The organism is Bacillus sp. NEAU-CP5 (assembly GCF_026420705.1).
GTDB classification, from domain to species: Bacteria; Bacillota; Bacilli; order Bacillales; family Bacillaceae; genus Bacillus; species Bacillus velezensis.
This window is the reverse complement of sequence record NZ_JAPMOV010000010.1, coordinates 1-16992: the sequence shown is the minus strand read 5'-3', so window position 1 is coordinate 16992 and position 16992 is coordinate 1. Positions and strand designations below refer to the sequence as shown.

The 16992-nt window shown below is 45.4% G+C and carries 17 protein-coding genes, 1 tRNA gene, 2 rRNA genes, 1 other RNA gene and 1 other annotated feature; of the genes, 6 read left to right on the top strand and 15 right to left on the bottom strand.

Annotation, left to right across the window (positions count from 1 at the left end; genetic code table 11):
• The 8 genes from OTK50_RS19725 to tadA form a co-directional block, all read right to left on the bottom strand.
• Nucleotides 1-124: ribosomal RNA gene (locus OTK50_RS19725) — 16S ribosomal RNA — on the bottom strand; the annotation flags it as partial.
• Nucleotides 125-373: 249 nt separating this feature from the next.
• Nucleotides 374-637: a pro-sigmaK processing inhibitor BofA family protein gene (locus tag OTK50_RS19720; protein ID WP_003150686.1), complete on the bottom strand. Its 264-nt coding sequence runs from the start codon at nt 635-637 to the stop codon at nt 374-376.
• A 60-nt stretch (nt 638-697) separates the two neighbouring features.
• Nucleotides 698-922 (bottom strand): YaaL family protein, encoded by a 225-nt coding sequence (locus OTK50_RS19715; protein WP_007408755.1) that lies wholly within the window; start codon nt 920-922, stop codon nt 698-700.
• An 18-nt stretch (nt 923-940) separates the two neighbouring features.
• Complete coding sequence (gene recR, locus OTK50_RS19710; RefSeq protein ID WP_101670799.1) at nt 941-1537, bottom strand: recombination protein RecR; 597 nt, start codon at nt 1535-1537, stop codon at nt 941-943.
• A 14-nt stretch (nt 1538-1551) separates the two neighbouring features.
• Nucleotides 1552-1875, bottom strand: coding sequence for a YbaB/EbfC family nucleoid-associated protein (locus OTK50_RS19705; protein ID WP_029326155.1), 324 nt, complete (start codon nt 1873-1875; stop codon nt 1552-1554).
• Between the two features lie 24 nt (nt 1876-1899).
• Nucleotides 1900-3591, bottom strand: a complete 1692-nt coding sequence (gene dnaX / locus OTK50_RS19700; protein ID WP_032872149.1) for a DNA polymerase III subunit gamma/tau — start codon at nt 3589-3591, stop codon at nt 1900-1902.
• 133 nt (nt 3592-3724) lie between these two features.
• Nucleotides 3725-3989: signal recognition particle sRNA large type (gene ffs, locus OTK50_RS19695), an RNA gene on the bottom strand.
• An 84-nt stretch (nt 3990-4073) separates the two neighbouring features.
• Nucleotides 4074-4556, bottom strand: coding sequence for a tRNA adenosine(34) deaminase TadA (gene tadA / locus OTK50_RS19690; protein WP_007615141.1), 483 nt, complete (start codon nt 4554-4556; stop codon nt 4074-4076).
• A gap of 82 nt (nt 4557-4638) precedes the next feature.
• On the opposite strand from tadA, the gene OTK50_RS19685 reads away from it, so the two are divergent.
• The 4 genes from OTK50_RS19685 (at nt 4639) to dck (ending at nt 7914) form a co-directional block, all read left to right on the top strand.
• Complete coding sequence (locus OTK50_RS19685) at nt 4639-5190, top strand: cysteine hydrolase family protein (RefSeq protein ID WP_014416712.1); 552 nt, start codon at nt 4639-4641, stop codon at nt 5188-5190.
• Between the two features lie 71 nt (nt 5191-5261).
• The gene (locus OTK50_RS19680; RefSeq protein ID WP_101670800.1) at nt 5262-6545 is read left to right on the top strand and encodes a LysM peptidoglycan-binding domain-containing protein; all 1284 of its coding nucleotides are present in this window, start codon (nt 5262-5264) and stop codon (nt 6543-6545) included.
• 95 nt (nt 6546-6640) lie between these two features.
• Entirely contained in the window at nt 6641-7264 is a 624-nt protein-coding gene (locus OTK50_RS19675; protein WP_044803085.1) for a deoxynucleoside kinase, read from the top strand.
• On the top strand, nt 7261-7914 hold the full coding sequence (gene dck / locus OTK50_RS19670) for a deoxyadenosine/deoxycytidine kinase (protein WP_224223960.1): 654 nt from the start codon (nt 7261-7263) through the stop codon (nt 7912-7914). The genes OTK50_RS19675 and dck overlap by 4 nt, the downstream gene beginning before the upstream one ends.
• Before the next feature lie 130 nt (nt 7915-8044).
• On the opposite strand, the gene OTK50_RS19665 is transcribed toward dck, so the two are convergent.
• Nucleotides 8045-8137 (bottom strand) — tRNA-Ser (locus OTK50_RS19665).
• A gap of 216 nt (nt 8138-8353) precedes the next feature.
• On the opposite strand from OTK50_RS19665, the gene OTK50_RS19660 reads away from it, so the two are divergent.
• Nucleotides 8354-9499 (top strand): glycerate kinase, encoded by a 1146-nt coding sequence (locus OTK50_RS19660; RefSeq protein WP_224223959.1) that lies wholly within the window; start codon nt 8354-8356, stop codon nt 9497-9499.
• Between the two features lie 10 nt (nt 9500-9509).
• On the opposite strand, the gene serS is transcribed toward OTK50_RS19660, so the two are convergent.
• From serS to guaB, 5 genes are all read right to left on the bottom strand, one after another.
• The gene (gene serS, locus OTK50_RS19655; protein WP_007408744.1) at nt 9510-10787 is read right to left on the bottom strand and encodes a serine--tRNA ligase; all 1278 of its coding nucleotides are present in this window, start codon (nt 10785-10787) and stop codon (nt 9510-9512) included.
• 54 nt (nt 10788-10841) lie between these two features.
• Nucleotides 10842-11054, bottom strand: a binding site (T-box leader).
• Nucleotides 11055-11106: 52 nt separating this feature from the next.
• Nucleotides 11107-11697 (bottom strand): pyridoxal 5'-phosphate synthase glutaminase subunit PdxT, encoded by a 591-nt coding sequence (gene pdxT, locus OTK50_RS19650; protein WP_007615126.1) that lies wholly within the window; start codon nt 11695-11697, stop codon nt 11107-11109.
• Between the two features lie 21 nt (nt 11698-11718).
• Nucleotides 11719-12603 carry a pyridoxal 5'-phosphate synthase lyase subunit PdxS gene (gene pdxS / locus OTK50_RS19645; RefSeq protein WP_003150714.1) on the bottom strand — a complete coding sequence of 295 codons (885 nt, stop codon included), beginning with the start codon at nt 12601-12603 and terminating at the stop codon, nt 11719-11721.
• A gap of 196 nt (nt 12604-12799) precedes the next feature.
• Entirely contained in the window at nt 12800-14131 is a 1332-nt protein-coding gene (gene dacA / locus OTK50_RS19640) for a D-alanyl-D-alanine carboxypeptidase (RefSeq protein WP_029326157.1), read from the bottom strand.
• A gap of 152 nt (nt 14132-14283) precedes the next feature.
• The gene (gene guaB / locus OTK50_RS19635; RefSeq protein ID WP_007408741.1) at nt 14284-15750 is read right to left on the bottom strand and encodes an IMP dehydrogenase; all 1467 of its coding nucleotides are present in this window, start codon (nt 15748-15750) and stop codon (nt 14284-14286) included.
• A gap of 120 nt (nt 15751-15870) precedes the next feature.
• Between guaB and OTK50_RS19630 the strand changes: the two genes are divergently transcribed.
• Entirely contained in the window at nt 15871-16821 is a 951-nt protein-coding gene (locus OTK50_RS19630) for a YaaC family protein (protein WP_224224340.1), read from the top strand.
• A 44-nt stretch (nt 16822-16865) separates the two neighbouring features.
• Here the strand turns inward: OTK50_RS19630 and rrf are convergent.
• Nucleotides 16866-16981: ribosomal RNA gene (gene rrf, locus OTK50_RS19625) — 5S ribosomal RNA — on the bottom strand.
• Nucleotides 16982-16992: the final 11 nt, after the last annotated feature.

The window sequence follows — 16992 nt, the reverse complement described above, 5'->3', positions numbered from 1 at the left end:
CCCACGTGTTACTCACCCGTCCGCCGCTAACATCAGGGAGCAAGCTCCCATCTGTCCGCTCGACTTGCATGTATTAGGCACGCCGCCAGCGTTCGTCCTGAGCCAGGATCAAACTCTCCGATAAAGTAGTTTGACTGACTACGCACATCGCTGTGCGATTTATTTAAAACTTTGAATTAACAGGTACGTTTTGTCTTGTTTAGTTTTCAAAGAACTTTGTCCATCGCTCTTGAAGCGACTTAATTATCTTAACACATCAGTGTTAGTGTCGTCAACAACTTTTTAAAATTTCTTTTTCAAAAATTCGTTTCGTCATCAGCGACGTATATTAGAATACCACCCTTGATCTAACATGTCAACAATAATCGACAAATTAAATGATGAAGCGTTTAATGACTATCAAAGCCGCGATGCCGGGAATCCCCAGAATCCCGCTGATGCCCGTTGTAATCAGGTTAACAGGGATATGAATACCGAGACTGCCTCCGAACAAGTTCACACCCACCAGCAAAATCGCGCCGGCAATAAACTTAATCGCAGTCACACCAATCCATCTTAAAGGTTTTGAAGATACTCCCCATAAAAAAAGCAAAGCAACCAGACCGACAATCAAACCGATAATGAAAAAAGGCTCCATGAATCTTCCCCCTCGCTTGTTTAGTACAAGCTTATGAGAAGACCCCGGAGAATAGACCTTTTACTTCCATCTGCTCATTTTCAAATTCCGCTGCTTCGCTTCTTTTAAATAGAAAAAGTATTTAGATTCAGCGACTTTCAGCTCAAACAACACCTCAGCGGAGGGCTCGAGACTTTTCTCGACCAGACTCTTCTGCCTGTTCCATTCTTCTTTTTGTTTAAAGAGCTGTTCTATCAGCTTCTCGTCAAACTCTTTTCTTAATGTATTTCTGCGAAGAAAACCCATGCCTTGCCTTTTCCTCCCTTACAATTCACGTCTTCCTTCAAGAGCTTTTGAAAGAGTGACCTCATCAGCATATTCCAAATCACCGCCGACGGGCAGACCGTGGGCAATACGGGAGAGCTTGATGCCTGAGGGCTTTAACAGCCTTGATATATACATCGCTGTTGCTTCCCCTTCAATATTAGGGTTGGTTGCGAGAATGACTTCTGTCACTTGATCATCCTGAAGACGTTTCAGCAGCTCCGGAATCTTAATATCCTCCGGGCCGATGCCGTCCATTGGTGAAATCGCGCCGTGAAGAACATGATACTGGCCGTTATATTCCTTCATTTTCTCCATTGCGATAACATCCTTAGGGTCCTGCAGAACACAAATAACAGACTTATCCCTTCTTGTGTCCTCACATATATAACAAGGGTCCTGATCTGTAATATGTCCGCAAATCGAACAATATGTCAGGTTGCGCTTCGCATTTACTAATGCTTTCGCGAAATCTAATACCACGTCTTCTTTCATACCTAGAACAAAAAAAGCCAGACGAACCGCTGTTTTCGGTCCGATCCCTGGCAATTTCATAAAGCTGTCAATCAGCTTTGATATTGGTTCAGGATACTGCATGTTTATTTATCCCCCTAGAATAAACCCGGTATGTTCATTCCTTTTGTAAATTGTCCCATTGTCTCATTCGTCATGTCATCCACTTTTTTGAGGGCGTCGTTTGTTGCGGCAAGAATCAGGTCCTGAAGCATTTCGATATCTTCCGGATCAACGACTTCTTCTTTAATGGCAACGTCTACAACTTCTTTTTGGCCGTTGACTTTTACAGTCACCATTCCGCCGCCCGCTGTGCCTTCAAGCACTTTTTCAGCAAGCTCCTCCTGAGCCTTCGCCATATCCTTTTGCATTTTTTGCATTTGTTTCATCATTTTTTGCATGTTTCCCATTCCGCCACGCATATTCAATCACTCTCTTTCATCTTATTAGTCTTTTATTTCGATTAAATCCGCTCCGACAAGTTTCTTCGCCTCTGCAATCAGCGGATCTTCTTCAGCCGGTTCGTTTGATCCTTCACTTTCCTGCTGGTGATCATTTAAAAATTCTTCTCTTATTTTACCCCATTGTGCTTCCGGAACGCCAATCAAATCCATTCTTTTCCCGAGCATTGATTCGAGAATCTGTTCAAGATTCGTACGGACTCCGTTATTGTCTTCTGCAACCATTTTACAATGGATTTCGTATTTAAATTTAAGCACAAATGCCTTTTGAGCAGCAGCCACCGGTTCACTGTCATTCAAAAGAGCCGCATGAGACACCTTATTCTGCTGTTTCAGGTGTGCCAGCAGCTTACCCCAGCTGCTTTTAAGCTGTTCAAGATCAGGTCTTGTGGCTTCCTTCAATATCTCATGAATTCTTCCGACTGGAGCTTTGTAATGGCTTTTTCCGCCTTTTTGAGGACGCGGAGCTTCTTTCGGAGCGCTTTCCATCTGAACCTTCACACCGGAGGTTTTCAGCCTTTCCACTTCCTGCTCAAGCTGCTGGATCTTATTCATCAGCATGCCGACCTCAGGGATATCTCCCGCGGATTGCTGTGCCGTCTGGCATATTTTCACGACAGCCACTTCAAAAAAGATTCTTGGGTGGTTCGTCCACTTCATTTCCTGATGGCTTTTATTCAGGATATCAATCATTTCATATAAAGCGGGGGCCGGTATATCACCGCTCAGATTCCGGAACGTTTCATCGACCTTCACCTTCTCCAGGACTCCTTCTAAACCGGGAGCGGCCTGGTACAAGAGCATATCCCTGAAATAGAAAATCATATCTTCAATCAGTTTGGCCGCATCTTTCCCCTGCTGGAGCAATTCATTCAGTGTTTCCAATGCCTCGGAAACCTGTTTGCTGTGAAGAGCAGATGCAAGTTTCCCAATATAGTGCTGAGAAACGGCTCCGGTAATGAGCAATGCGTCATCCACCGACAGCTCCTCACCGCTGAATGATACGGCTTGATCGAGCAGGCTCAGCGCGTCCCTCATTCCTCCGTCCGCAGCACTCGCTATGATATCAAGGGCTCCTTCTTCCACCTTCAGCTGCTCTGCATCGACGATTGTCTTCATTCGTCCGACAATTGCTTTGGATGTAATCCGTTTGAAGTCAAAACGCTGACATCTGGAGATAATGGTTAAAGGAATCTTATGAGGCTCAGTCGTAGCTAATATGAAAATGCAATGTGCCGGCGGTTCTTCCAGCGTTTTCAGAAGCGCATTGAATGCGCCGATAGAGAGCATATGCACCTCATCTATAATATATACTTTGTAGGTGACGGCCGACGGGGCAAATTTTACTTTGTCACGGATGTCGCGGATTTCGTCTACGCCGTTATTCGACGCCGCATCTATTTCAATCACATCTGATATAGAGCCGTTTGTGATCCCCTTGCACGCCGCACATTCATTGCACGGTTCTTCTACGGGGGCGTGCTCACAGTTGACTGCTTTCGCAAATATTTTAGCTGCACTGGTTTTTCCCGTTCCCCGCGGTCCAGAAAACAGATATGCATGAGAAAATTTCTTTTGCAAAAGGGCATTTTGCAGCGTTTTCGTAATGTGTTCCTGTCCGACCACATCTTCAAACTGCTGAGGCCTAAATACTCGATATAAAGCTTGGTAACCCACAGGATGCGCCCTCCTCTGTTATTCATCATGTTTATTATACATGAACGTGCTTTTAACGCCAAAACCCGTTTTTCATATACGAAAAAACTCACCTGCCATAAACAGGTGAGTCTGAAATTTGATGATTGATTTACCGTGCACCTTCTGTCGATTCGCTACCCTAAGCGTTACTTAAGCAGTTAGCTCAGCCCAGGCAACCCTGCGGCACATGAGAGGTTTCACTTAATGCTGCTTCCTTCCGGACCTGACATGGTTCATGAATTCCCATTGCGCAGGACCCAGACGTCAACGCCACTTACTTAAGGCAGACCTTACAGTAAACGAACCTCGAGAAGGGATTCGGCCCCGCTAGAGCGGATTGCGGGTACAGGGCACCGCTACCTCCCCGCTTAGCACGGCAAAATAAATATCAAATTTTTATATGCGCACCATTCATGATGCACACATAAGTATATCTGCTTCAGGCAGAAAATGCAACCGTACTACTCAGACAACTTTTTCCTCATGTCTTTCTTTTGCCGGCGCAGCTTTCTGAAAAAAGCGCTGAGCATTTCTCCGCACTCTTCTCCGAGCACGCCGCTCACCACTTCCGCTTGGTGGTTGAACCGCTCTTCCTGCAAGAGGTTCATCAGCGTTCCTGTACAGCCCCCCTTGGGATCAAATGCGCCGAATACGACCTTATCGACTCTCGAAAGCACGACGGCTCCCGCGCACATCGGGCACGGCTCCAAAGTGACATAAAGAACGGCATCCTCAAGTCTCCATGTCCCCAGCTTACGGCACGCTTCGTCTATCGCCAGCATTTCGGCATGGGCAAGCGACCTCTGTTCAGTCTCCCGCAGATTATGCGCCCGCGCCACGATCTCATCATGCAGAACAAGAACTGCTCCGATCGGCACTTCACCTTTCGCTTCGGCTTTCTTCGCTTCTTTTATGGCTTCTCTCATATAATATTCATCATTCATCGGTTCAAGCTCTCTTCTTAAGTTTTTTCATGTCTCATAAAGGTTAAAATAGGAATACCCCAGCAGAAAGGAGTTGCCGGTATTGTCTGAACCTAACAACACAGCCCTTCTGATTGTCGATATGATCAACAATTTTCAATTTGATATGGGCGAACGTCTTGCTGAAAAAACCAAACAAATTGTCCCCCGTATTTTATCATTAAAGAAGCATGCAAAACAAAGCAACTGGCCGATTATTTATATTAATGATCATTACGGGCTCTGGAAGGCTGATATTGATGCCATCAGGGAGGAATGCAGCAACGACAGAAGCGCCCCCATTATAAAAGATATTTCGCCTCAGCCTGATGATTATTTTCTCATTAAACCGAAGCATTCCGCTTTTTACGAAACGGCGCTTCACACCCTTCTGACCGAATTACAAGTGAACCGATTAATCATCACGGGGATTGCCGGGAACATTTGTGTGCTGTTCACGGCCAACGACGCCTATATGAGAGAATACAGCATTACCATTCCGAAAGACTGCACCGCTTCCAATAACGACGAAGACAATGATTTCGCTTTGACCATGATGGAGAATGTTCTCTTCGCAGAAATAACCACGGAAAAACAAATTACCGCCGAAAAATAAACATGATCAGCCTCCTTTTTTCATATATTTGATAGCGGATATGAAAGGAGGCGTTTTTCATTCAGATCTATATAGTGAAACGGGGCGACACACTTTCCGCTATTGCGGCGCGCTACCGGACAGCCGCAAATGTCATTGCGGAAGCAAATAAACTGCCTAATCCAAATACATTGGTTGTCGGACAAACCCTTGTCATCCCGATTGAGGGTCAATATTACGAAGTGAAACAAGGTGATACTCTCGCGGCAATCGCCGGCCGTTTTCATATATCGGCCGCGGAGCTTGCGAGGGTGAACGGAATTCAGCCCGGCACCACATTGAGAGTCGGAACCCGCCTTTACATTCCGCAGCAGGCGAATAAGCCCGATATCGAATCAAATGCATATATAGAACCGCGGGGAACGAGCGTAAGCGCTAATCTGCAGCAGGCGGCAAGGGAGGCCTCTCCTTATTTAACATACCTCGGCGCATTCAGTTTTCAAGTGCAGCGGAACGGGACTTTAAAGGAACCGCCTCTGACCAATTTAAAAAGCATCAGTGACAGGCACAACACCACACTGATGATGATCATCACCAACCTTGAAAATGACGCATTCAGCGATGAACTCGGGCGGCTCATCTTGAATGACAATACAGTGAAAACAAAACTCTTTCAGGAAATCGTCGCCACGGCTAAAAAGCACGGCTTTCGCGATATTCACTTTGATTTCGAATATTTACGTCCACAGGACAGAGAAGCCTACAATCGTTTTTTACGTGAAGCGAGGACGATTTTCCATCGGGAAGGCTGGAAGATTTCAACGGCGCTTGCTCCGAAAACGAGCGCGACTCAGGCCGGCAAATGGTACGAAGCACATGACTATAGGGCACATGGAGAAATCGTCGATTTTGTCGTAATCATGACATATGAGTGGGGGTACAGCGGAGGCCCGGCTCAGGCCGTATCACCTATCGGCCCTGTAAGAAATGTCATTGAGTACGCGCTGACGGAAATGCCCTCTTCAAAAATCGTCATGGGCCAGAACATGTACGGCTACGATTGGACACTGCCTTTTAAACAGGGAACGACAGCCAAAGCCGTCAGTCCTCAGCAGGCAATCGCTCTGGCAGCACGCCATAAAGTCGACATTCAATATGACGAAACCGCCCAGGCTCCATTCTTTCGTTACACGGATGAAAATCAGAGACGGCATGAAGTATGGTTTGAAGACGCACGATCCATTCAAGCGAAATTCAATTTAATTAAAGAACTTCATTTAAGAGGAATCAGCTATTGGAAACTCGGCCTCTCCTTCCCGCAAAACTGGCTTTTGCTCGGTGATCAATTTCATATTGTGAAAGAGACGTTTCGTTAATTGGAAGCGTCTTTTTTCATGGGCTTTTCTGAGAGTGTGATACAATATAAAGGCCGGCAGCTGACGGATGTTTGCAGAATTAAGGAGGATTTTCAATGAACAGAGCCCCTTTTATCGCGGTAGAAGGTCCTATCGGGGCAGGAAAAACGACACTCTCTACGATGCTTTCTGAAGAGCTCGGTTTTCCTATGATTAATGAGATTGTGGAAGACAACCCTTATCTCGATAAGTTTTATGACAATATCGAGGAGTGGAGTTTCCAGCTTGAAATGTTTTTTCTATGTCACAGGTATAAACAGCTTGAAGACACCGACCGAGATTATTTAAAACAAGGACAGCCCGTTTTGTCCGATTATCATATTTATAAAAATGTTATTTTCGCAGAGCGTACATTGCACGGCCAAAAGCTTGAGAAATATAAGCAGATTTATCATCTGCTCACTCACGACTTGCCGAAACCGAATGTTATTGTATACATAAAGGCAAGCCTGCCGACATTGCTTCAACGCATTGAAAAACGCGGGCGCCCGTTTGAGAAAAATATCGAACATCAATATCTGGAACGTCTCATAGCAGATTACGACACAGCCATCAGACAGCTTCAGGAAGAAGACCCGGATATATCTGTACTGACCATTGACGGTGATACTGAAGACTTTGTTTTGAATAAGACAGACTATGAAAGAATTGCCCGTCAGGTAAAGGAGCTTATTAAATGAAAGACATTCATATTCCAAACAACGCCATTATAACAGTAGCGGGAACGGTAGGAGTCGGAAAATCGACTTTGACCAGAGCTTTAGCAAAACGGCTCGGGTTTCATACCTCACTTGAGGAAGTGGATGAAAACCCTTATTTAGAGAAGTTTTATCACGATTTTGAACGCTGGAGCTTCCATTTGCAAATTTATTTTCTGGCTGAGCGGTTCAAAGAGCAGAAAAACATGTTTGAATCAGGCGGCGGATTCGTGCAGGACCGTTCGATTTATGAAGATACAGGCATATTCGCAAAAATGCATGCCGATAAAGGAACCATGTCGCTGACAGATTACACAACATACACAAGCCTATTTGAGGCGATGGTCATGACGCCGTACTTCCCGCATCCTGATGTTTTGATCTATTTAGAAGGCGACCTTGAAAACATTATAAACCGGATTGAAAAGCGGGGCCGCGAGATGGAGCTGCAGACAAACCGCTCTTATTGGGAAGAGATGTATACACGGTACGAAGACTGGATCAGCGGTTTTAACGCCTGCCCTGTGCTGAAAGTACGCATTGAAGATTATGACCTTGAAGCTGATGAACAGTCACTGGAACCTTTGATCGAAAAAATCAGTCACGTGATCAACGAAAACAGAAATAAATAAAAATAGCAAAGCGATTTTCCCCGAACAGAGAAAATCGCTTTTTTTGCATATAAAAAATCCGCTGCATCACATGCAGCGGACAAAACAATCTCCAATATATGCTCGAGTTTCATTAGGTTTAAAATCAATATGGCGGAGGAAGAGGGATTCGAACCCCCGCGGGCTTTGACACCCCTGTCGGTTTTCAAGACCGATCCCTTCAGCCAGACTTGGGTATTCCTCCGTATCGACATTTAATAATATACCACATGACCTAAATTTCAGTCAAGCGCTTTTTCATATTTTTTATTTCTTTTCTTAAACGCTTGTCCGTCAGCTTTACTATCATACAAAAGTCTTGCGTCCAATTCAACCTCAGTATGCCATACGGGCAGGAAATCACAGTAAAAATCAAGAATAGATTCAAACAGATAACCTGCTCATAAAGGTGGAGAACATAATGAAAATCATCATTGCACCCGATTCTTTCAAAGAAAGCATGACATCAAAAGAAGCCGCTGACAGCATAGAAAAAGGATTCAAAGCGGTCTTCCCTGACGCGGAATATATCAAGATACCCGCGGCCGACGGCGGAGAAGGAACCGTTCAGGCTTTGACCGATGCCACTGGCGGAAGCATCATCAAAAAAACTGTGACCGGTCCGCTGGGAGCGCCGGTAAACGCCGCATATGGACTTCTGGGAGACGGACGCACGGCAGTCATTGAAATGGCGGAATCATCAGGGCTTCATCTCGTTCCCCGCCATCTCAGAGATCCGTTGAACACAACGACAAGAGGAACGGGTGAACTGATAGCAGATGCAGCTTCCCGCGGGGCGGGTGAGATCATCATCGGGCTTGGCGGGAGCGCAACCAATGACGGCGGAGCAGGAATGGCGAGCGCGCTCGGTGTGCGTTTCTTAAATGAGGAAGGTCAGGAGATACCTGACGGCGGAGGCGCTTTGCACACCCTAGCTTCTATTGATATAAGCGGTCTCTCTCCTGACCTGAAACATATCCGTATCCGTGCCGCATGTGATGTCGAAAATCCCCTGACCGGTGAAAACGGCGCGTCATATGTCTTCGGCCCGCAAAAAGGGGCGTCCGAGAAGACTAAAGTTGTATTGGATCGCAACTTACGCCATTTCGCTGACATATTGAGACGTCAGCACGATATCGAAGCGGATACCGTAAAAGGCGCGGGTGCCGCAGGGGGACTGGGCGCCGGACTGATCGCTTTCTTACAGGCAGAACTTCAAAGCGGGATTGATGTTGTATTAGATACACTGTCCTTCTCAGATCAGATAAGAGGCGCTGACCTTGTCATTACCGGAGAGGGGCAGATAGACGGACAAACGATATTCGGCAAAACCCCCGCCGGGATCGCCGCACGCGCATCTGCTCAAGAAATTCCCGTTATCGCATTGGCGGGCTCCTTAGGCAAAAATTTCGAGCATGTTTACAGTGCAGGAATAACAGCTGTATTTTCTATCGTGCCCGGCGCTGTAAGTCTTGAAGACGCCTTAGCATCCGGCCGTTTTAACCTTGAAAGCACAGCCCGGAATGCCGCCGCTCTATACCGGGCAGCAAAAAAGGCGCGCCTCTAGGGCGCACCTTTTACGGTTTGATGACTTCTTTATTTCCCATATAAGGACGAAGCACTTTCGGAATGATGACACTTCCGTCTTCCTGCTGGTAGTTTTCTAAGATGGCAGCTACTGTTCTGCCGACTGCAAGGCCTGAACCGTTTAATGTATGCACATGCTCCGGCTTGCCTTTCGCTTCGCGTCTGAATCGAATGTTTGCGCGTCTCGCCTGGAAGGCCTCAAAGTTACTGCAAGAAGAAATTTCACGGTATGTGTCTTGGCTTGGAATCCATACCTCAATATCGTACTTTTTCGCGGCTGTAAAGCCGAGATCACCGGTACACATGCTCATGACACGATACGGCAGTTCAAGCAGCTGAAGCACCCGCTCGGCTTGATTTGTCAGTTTTTCAAGCTCCTCATAAGAATCTTCTGGCTTCACGAATTTCACAAGCTCAACCTTGTTGAACTGATGCTGGCGGATCAAACCGCGTGTATCACGGCCGGCAGATCCCGCTTCTGAACGGAAGCAGGCGCTGAATGCGGCATAATTGATCGGCAGGTTCTCACCGGATAAGATTTCATCGCGGTGCATATTTGTAATCGGCACTTCCGCCGTCGGAATTAAGAAATAATCCTCTTCTCTGATTTTAAAAGCATCCTCTTCAAATTTAGGAAGCTGTCCCGTACCTGTCATGCTCGTACGGTTTACCATATAAGGAGGAATGACTTCTGTGTAATCATATTCATCAACGTGAAGATCCAGCATAAAGTTGTAGAGCGCGCGTTCGAGGCGGGCGCCTAATCCTTTATAAAACACAAACCGGCTGCCTGTTACTTTTGAAGCGCGTTCGAAATCAAGAATGTTTAAATGGTCTGCGATATCCCAATGCGGTTTCGGCTCATATGAAAATGCCGGCGCCTCTCCCCACTTGCGAATTTCAATGTTATCATCTTCCGTTTCCCCGACGGGCACTGAATCGTGCGGGATGTTCGGAATGGACAGAAGGATGGTTTCGAGCGTCGTTTCGACAGTACGAAGCTCTTCATCAAGCTTCTTAATTTCTTCGCCCACTTCACGCATCTCTTTAATAATATGATCAGCGTCTTTTTTCTCCCGTTTCAAAACGGCGACCTGCTGAGACACTTCATTGCGTTTTCCCTTCAGTTCTTCTACTTTACCGATAAGCTCTCTTCTCTTTTCGTCCAGCTCTTCAAACTTGTCAAAGTCAGATAAGTCTTCGCCTTTTGGAATGAGCTTCGCTTTTACCTCTTGAAAATTGGCTCTCAGCACCTTCGTATCAATCATGCCTAACAACTCCTATCTGTTTTTATCGAAAATAAAAAAGAGCCCTCATCCCCTAGAAGGGACGAGAGCTCTCGCGTTGCCACCCTGATTGAAAACAAGCTCACACTTGCTTCCCGCTTTAACACATAACGGTTTTCCCGTAAATGCCTACTTGTTTTCAGCATTTCGCTCAAGGACGGATTCGGACAGCATCTTTCACCGATTCGCACCACCCATCGGCTCTCTTTGAAAGAGGGGCTCCCTACTGCTTCCTGTCAACGCTTTTCGATCTTTATTTGTGTTTATAATGTACTATAAGTATCAGCGGTTTTCAACTGTTTTATACAGCTGTTTCCTGCTTATGCTTTTCCGCCATCTTCACAAACAGCTCTGTCACCCGGTGATCATCCGTCAGTTCAGGATGGAACGAGCAGCCGAGGAAATTCCCCTGCTTTGCAGCCACGATGCGTCCGTTATGCTCACAAAGCACTTCAACATCTTCTCCGGCTTCTAAAATATGCGGCGCGCGAATAAATACACCCGTAAACGGCTCATCAAGGCCTTTAATCGTCAGATCAGCTTCAAAGCTGTCGACCTGACGGCCAAAGGAATTACGCTCGACAACAACGTTCAACAGACCTAAATGAGCGTTATCCGTTCCCGCTATCTCTTTGGCTAAAATAATCAGACCGGCGCATGTGCCGAACATCGGCTTGCCTTGGGCGGCAAACTCGCGAAGCGGCTCCATAAAATGATACGTATCCATTAAACGCCGCATCGTCGTGCTTTCCCCGCCCGGCAGGATTAAGCCGTCGATATCATTCAGCTGTTCAGGACGCTTAATGACGACACCTTTTGAACCACATGCTTCAATTGAACGAATATGTTCTCTTACTGCTCCTTGAAGTCCAAGTACACCAATTGTTAACATGCTTCCAGCTCTCCTATGGTTTTACCAGCCGCGTTCTTGCATACGCTGTTCCGGCAATAGATTTGAGATTTCGATGCCTTTCATTGCTGTGCCTAATTCTTTAGAAAGCTCAGCGATCAGTTTGTAGTCTGTGTAATGAGTCGTTGCTTCAACAATTGCTTTGGCGAATTTAGCAGGGTTGTCTGATTTGAAAATACCTGAACCGACAAATACGCCGTCAGCGCCAAGCTGCATCATCAATGCCGCATCAGCAGGCGTCGCTACTCCGCCGGCAGCAAAGTTCACTACAGGCAGTTTGCCGTCACGCTTGATTTGAAGAAGCAGTTCATAAGGAGCGCCGAGGTTTTTAGCTTCAGTCATCAGCTCATCATCGCTCATCGCAACAACTTTGCGCACTTGCGCGTTTACTTTTCTCATATGGCGGACAGCTTCCACAATGTTTCCTGTTCCCGGTTCGCCTTTTGTACGAAGCATGGAAGCTCCTTCGGCGATACGGCGCGTTGCTTCGCCGAGATCACGGCAGCCGCATACGAACGGGACTGTATATTCATTTTTATTTAAATGAAATTCTTCGTCAGCCGGAGTCAGAACTTCACTTTCATCGATGTAATCTACTCCCATTGCTTCAAGGACACGCGCTTCAACGATATGTCCGATACGCGCTTTTGCCATTACGGGAATGGATACAGCATTCATTACTTCTTCAACGATTGTCGGATCAGCCATGCGGGCAACACCGCCGGCAGCGCGAATATCAGCCGGAACGCGTTCTAACGCCATTACGGCAACAGCTCCCGCCTCTTCCGCAATCTTCGCTTGTTCAGCATTTACAACGTCCATGATGACGCCGCCTTTTTGCATTTCCGCCATGCCGCGTTTTACACGATCAGTACCTGTTTGAGCCATTATTTGGTCCCCCTAGTCAATGTATAGTTAGATAATTTCTATCTCTTATTGTATCCCAGAAATACAATATTTCATATGGGTATTCTTATTTTACAGCGAGATGAATAAGATAGATATCATTTTTTACTAACAATTTGGTTTTTTCAGTATATTAAGCAAAAGAGCCCTAACTTTCATCAGAGCTCTTTCTTATTTCTTAAAACCAGCCTGTTACCGTGTCAACGGCGCTGTTCCAGATTCCCGAGAAGAATCCGCCGATGCCGCGCATCATCTGAACAAACCAGTTTGCTTTATCAACATCATTTTTCGTTACAAGATTCACGCTGAACTCTTTGGATTTGAGGAAGCCATAGTCTTTGTCACTGCCTTTGTATGTAACTGTCAGCGTTCCGACTTTCGTTCCCTTTTTCACAGGAGCCGTGATTTCTTTTTTATCTAAAGTCACTTCGGCTTTATAGTTCTTTTCATCCCCGCTTTTCACAGGAATAGAAAGCGCCTTGTCAGTAACAATATCGACTTGCTTGTCTTTCCCTTTTTCAACGTCAATCGTTTCGTGCCCTTTTACTTGAGAGCCTTCAGGGTAAAGATCTTTCATTGAGAAATTGCTTTTAAATGCGTAATCGAGCATTTTTTTCGTTTCATCAAAACGTCCGGTATGCAGGTTGCCTTTTGCGTTTAATACAACGGTGATGACCCGCATTCCGTTCCGCTGTGCTGTACTTGTAAAACAAGATCCCGCAGAATCAGTAGAACCCGTTTTTAAGCCGTCAACGCCAGGGTATTCAGAAACAAGACCTTTTAACATGAAGTTCCAGTTCGGCATGTCCATTTCATCATCAGTGCCGGCTCTGAATTTCGTCTTAGCGATGCTTGTTGTTTTGAGAACTTCCGGGTAATCAGTGATCAGGCGGTCTGCAAGAAGCGCCATGTCTTTAGCAGAAACTTCACTTTCTTCTTTAACGCCTTCTCCTTGCGGCTGCTTGCCGTGAAGGTCTTCATTCACAAGCCCTGTGGCATTTTTAAAATCATAGTTTGTCATGCCTAATTCTTTGGCTTTCGCATTCATTTCAGCGACAAATTTCGTTTCAGTTCCGGCAAGAATTTCGGCAACTGCAATCGCGGCTCCGTTGGCAGAGTAAATCGCCATAGCCTGATACAGTTCTTTAACCGTGTATTTGCCGTCTTTTCGAAGGGGGACGTTTGATAAACTGTTGTCTTGAGAAATTTCATAGACATAATCATCAGGAGTATACGTTTGATCCCATTTCACTTTTCCTTCTTTAATGGCTTCCAGAAGCAGATATTCAGTCATCATTTTTGTCATACTGGCAATCGGCAGTCTTTTGTCTGCATTTTTACTGTATAAAATTTTTCCCGATGAAGCCTCAATCATTATCGCAGCTGATGCGTTGACATCAATCGGGTCATTGCCGGCTGCCTCCGCTTTAGACATTGGAACAAAGCAAGTTGCGGCCAGTGCCAGTACCACTAATGACACCAACAGCTGTTTCCATTTCGTGATGTTCAATCTTACGACCTCCGTCATTCATTTTAAATCTATAATTAAGCCGTTAAGGACATATTCAAATTCAAAACACAACAGTATAAATTTTATCACACTCGATATAAAAAAAATAGACAGAGTCAGCGACCCTGTCAAATGTTTTTTATTTGTAACAATTATGAGATTGTGTAGTTTGGTGATTCTTTCGTAATTTGGACATCATGCGGATGACTTTCGCGAAGTCCGGCACCTGTCATACGGATGAATTGAGCCTCTTCTCTTAAAGCGCGCAAGTCTTTTGAACCGCAATATCCCATACCTGAACGAAGACCGCCGACAAGCTGATACACTGTTTCTTCTACAGGACCTTTGTACGGAGTCCGTCCTTCGATACCTTCAGGGACGAATTTCTTATTTTCTTCTTGGAAATATCGGTCTTTACTGCCTTTTTCCATGGCAGCGACAGAACCCATACCGCGATACACTTTAAATCTTCTGCCTTGATAGATTTCAGTCTCTCCCGGGCTTTCTGAAGTGCCGGCAAGCAGGCTTCCGAGCATTACGGCATGTCCGCCTGAAGCCAACGCTTTCGTAATATCTCCGGAGAATTTAATACCGCCGTCTGCGATAATTGTCGCGCCGTGTTTTCTCGCTTCAGTGGCACAATCATAAATGGCAGTGATCTGCGGTACGCCTACACCTGCAACGACGCGTGTCGTACAGATAGAACCAGGTCCGATTCCCACTTTGACAATATTTGCTCCGGCTTCAATCAGAGCTTTTGTCGCTTCAGCCGTTGCAACATTTCCTGCGATAATGTTCAGTTCAGGATATGTTTCACGGATTTTCGCAACTGTGTTCAGTACGCCTCTGGAATGTCCGTGAGCCGTATCAACCACGATAACGTCGACATTCGCTTCAACAAGCTTGCTGACGCGTGTCATTGTATCGCCTGTCACGCCTACCGCAGCGCCGACAATAAGGCGTCCATGTTCATCTTTAGATGAATTCGGGAATTCGATAACCTTTTCAATATCTTTGATCGTGATAAGACCTTTTAATTTGTTTTGGTCATCCACTAACGGAAGTTTTTCAATTTTATGTTTCTGTAAGATTTTTTCTGCTTCGTCTAATGTGGTTCCCACAGAAGCCGTAACCAGCTCTTCTTTTGTCATGACATCACTGATTTTCATTGAATAATCAGAGATAAAGCGAAGATCACGGTTTGTAATGATACCGACAAGCTTTTGATCGTCTTTATTATCTACGATCGGAACACCGGAAATTCTGTATTTCCCCATCAAATGCTCCGCATCGAATACTTGATGATCAGGTGTTAAAAAGAAGGGATTTGTAATAACGCCCCGTTCAGAACGTTTGACTTTGTCAACATGTTCAGCCTGCTGTTCGATGGACATGTTTTTATGGATAATGCCCAAGCCGCCCTGTCTGGCCATCGCAATCGCCATAGCTGATTCTGTTACTGTATCCATTCCCGCACTGATGACAGGAATGTTAAGCTTTAACGTCTTTGTCAGTTCAACAGATAAATCCACATCACGCGGAAGTACGTCTGATTGAGCCGGTACGAGCAGTACATCATCGAACGTTAAGCCTTCTTTTGAAAATTTACTTTCCCACATTAGTAAATCCCCCTCTTTTCGGCAAAATATTATATGTAGATTATCAACTAGAAAACAGCATGTCAAGGAAGCGAAAAAGAGTTGAAATATTTAGATAAAGGAAAGGGTTTAAAAATACATATGAGAGATCATGAGTGGAAAGAGTTATCATTATTTTATTCCGTAGAATCTTCCCAGAAATTTCTAAATAAAGTCTATACAGAAAGCGGCCTGGAAGAACCAAAACGATATGCGTTTAAGAACAGTGAGCGCTTCATATTCTTTATCAAACACGCCGAGTCCTTCTATAAGCAGGCATCTCTTTCCCCTTTAGAAATTAAGCCTATTCTGTTGTTTTACGGGATGTCACAATTGCTGAAAGCCTGCCTTCTGACCACAGATCCAAGCTATCCAAGCCACGCCTCAGTACTCGCGCATGGCGTGACTGCCCGGAAACGCAAAAAGCAAAATTACTCCTTTAGGGATGATGAAGTGAAGGTGCAGCGCAATGGCTTATGTATTCATGTAATGAAGCACTTATTCGGAATAGCTGGTCTTGAGGAAGAACGGTACACAATGAAGAAATTGCTGACAGCCATACCTGAATTGCACACTGTCTTTTACTTCCAAGAGAAAAAGAATTGGCTGACCAGAGTAGAGCTGAAAGATGACCTTATTTCAGTGCCTGAGCATGCGGTGATTCACTACAATATGTCTGATTCCCGCTTTGCTGAATATATCAGCCATCATTTAAAGTGGTCTTTTCTGAGGAAAGACCATAATCACTTGGTTTTTGAGGCTGACCCGATAGACAGAGAACCTTGGTCTTCTCCAAATTTATTGTTTCACTTGGAGAAAAATCAATATTACATTCCCTCTCAGCGTGATCACTTCCTGCATCTTCCGGAAATGATTATTCATTATTTGGTTCTCTACAATATCGGGATGATTGCGAGATATGAAACGGAGTGGTGGTATGAACTGCTGACACAGCATGTCAGTGATGATTATGTGATGATCCGCCGGTTCTTAGATGTCACGGAACGCAAATTTCCGTATTACGTTTCTAATTTCCTAAAGCAATACTTATAAACAAAAAAGGCAGCTCATCATGAGCTGCCTTTACCGTAATGATAGCTTGGCGGCGTCCTACTCTCACAGGGGGAAACCCCCGACTACCATCGGCGCTGAAGAGCTTAACTTCCGTGTTCGGCATGGGAACGGGTGTGACCTCTTCGCTATCGCCACCAAACCATTGAGAGT

What these genes read in the sequence shown, in the direction of transcription:
- pdxT (WP_007615126.1), bottom strand. Translation starts at nt 11,697, where the DNA reads ATGTTAACAATTGGTGTACTTGGACTTCAAGGAGCAGTAAGAGAACAT.
- recR (WP_101670799.1), bottom strand. Translation starts at nt 1,537, where the DNA reads ATGCAGTATCCTGAACCAATATCAAAGCTGATTGACAGCTTTATGAAA.
- OTK50_RS19675 (WP_044803085.1), top strand. Translation starts at nt 6,641, where the DNA reads ATGAACAGAGCCCCTTTTATCGCGGTAGAAGGTCCTATCGGGGCAGGA.
- OTK50_RS19630 (WP_224224340.1), top strand. Translation starts at nt 15,871, where the DNA reads ATGAGAGATCATGAGTGGAAAGAGTTATCATTATTTTATTCCGTAGAA.
- tadA (WP_007615141.1), bottom strand. Translation starts at nt 4,556, where the DNA reads ATGAATGATGAATATTATATGAGAGAAGCCATAAAAGAAGCGAAGAAA.
- serS (WP_007408744.1), bottom strand. Translation starts at nt 10,787, where the DNA reads ATGATTGATACGAAGGTGCTGAGAGCCAATTTTCAAGAGGTAAAAGCG.
- dck (WP_224223960.1), top strand. Translation starts at nt 7,261, where the DNA reads ATGAAAGACATTCATATTCCAAACAACGCCATTATAACAGTAGCGGGA.
- guaB (WP_007408741.1), bottom strand. Translation starts at nt 15,750, where the DNA reads ATGTGGGAAAGTAAATTTTCAAAAGAAGGCTTAACGTTCGATGATGTA.
- pdxS (WP_003150714.1), bottom strand. Translation starts at nt 12,603, where the DNA reads ATGGCTCAAACAGGTACTGATCGTGTAAAACGCGGCATGGCGGAAATG.
- OTK50_RS19720 (WP_003150686.1), bottom strand. Translation starts at nt 637, where the DNA reads ATGGAGCCTTTTTTCATTATCGGTTTGATTGTCGGTCTGGTTGCTTTG.
- OTK50_RS19715 (WP_007408755.1), bottom strand. Translation starts at nt 922, where the DNA reads ATGGGTTTTCTTCGCAGAAATACATTAAGAAAAGAGTTTGACGAGAAG.
- OTK50_RS19705 (WP_029326155.1), bottom strand. Translation starts at nt 1,875, where the DNA reads ATGCGTGGCGGAATGGGAAACATGCAAAAAATGATGAAACAAATGCAA.
- OTK50_RS19660 (WP_224223959.1), top strand. Translation starts at nt 8,354, where the DNA reads ATGAAAATCATCATTGCACCCGATTCTTTCAAAGAAAGCATGACATCA.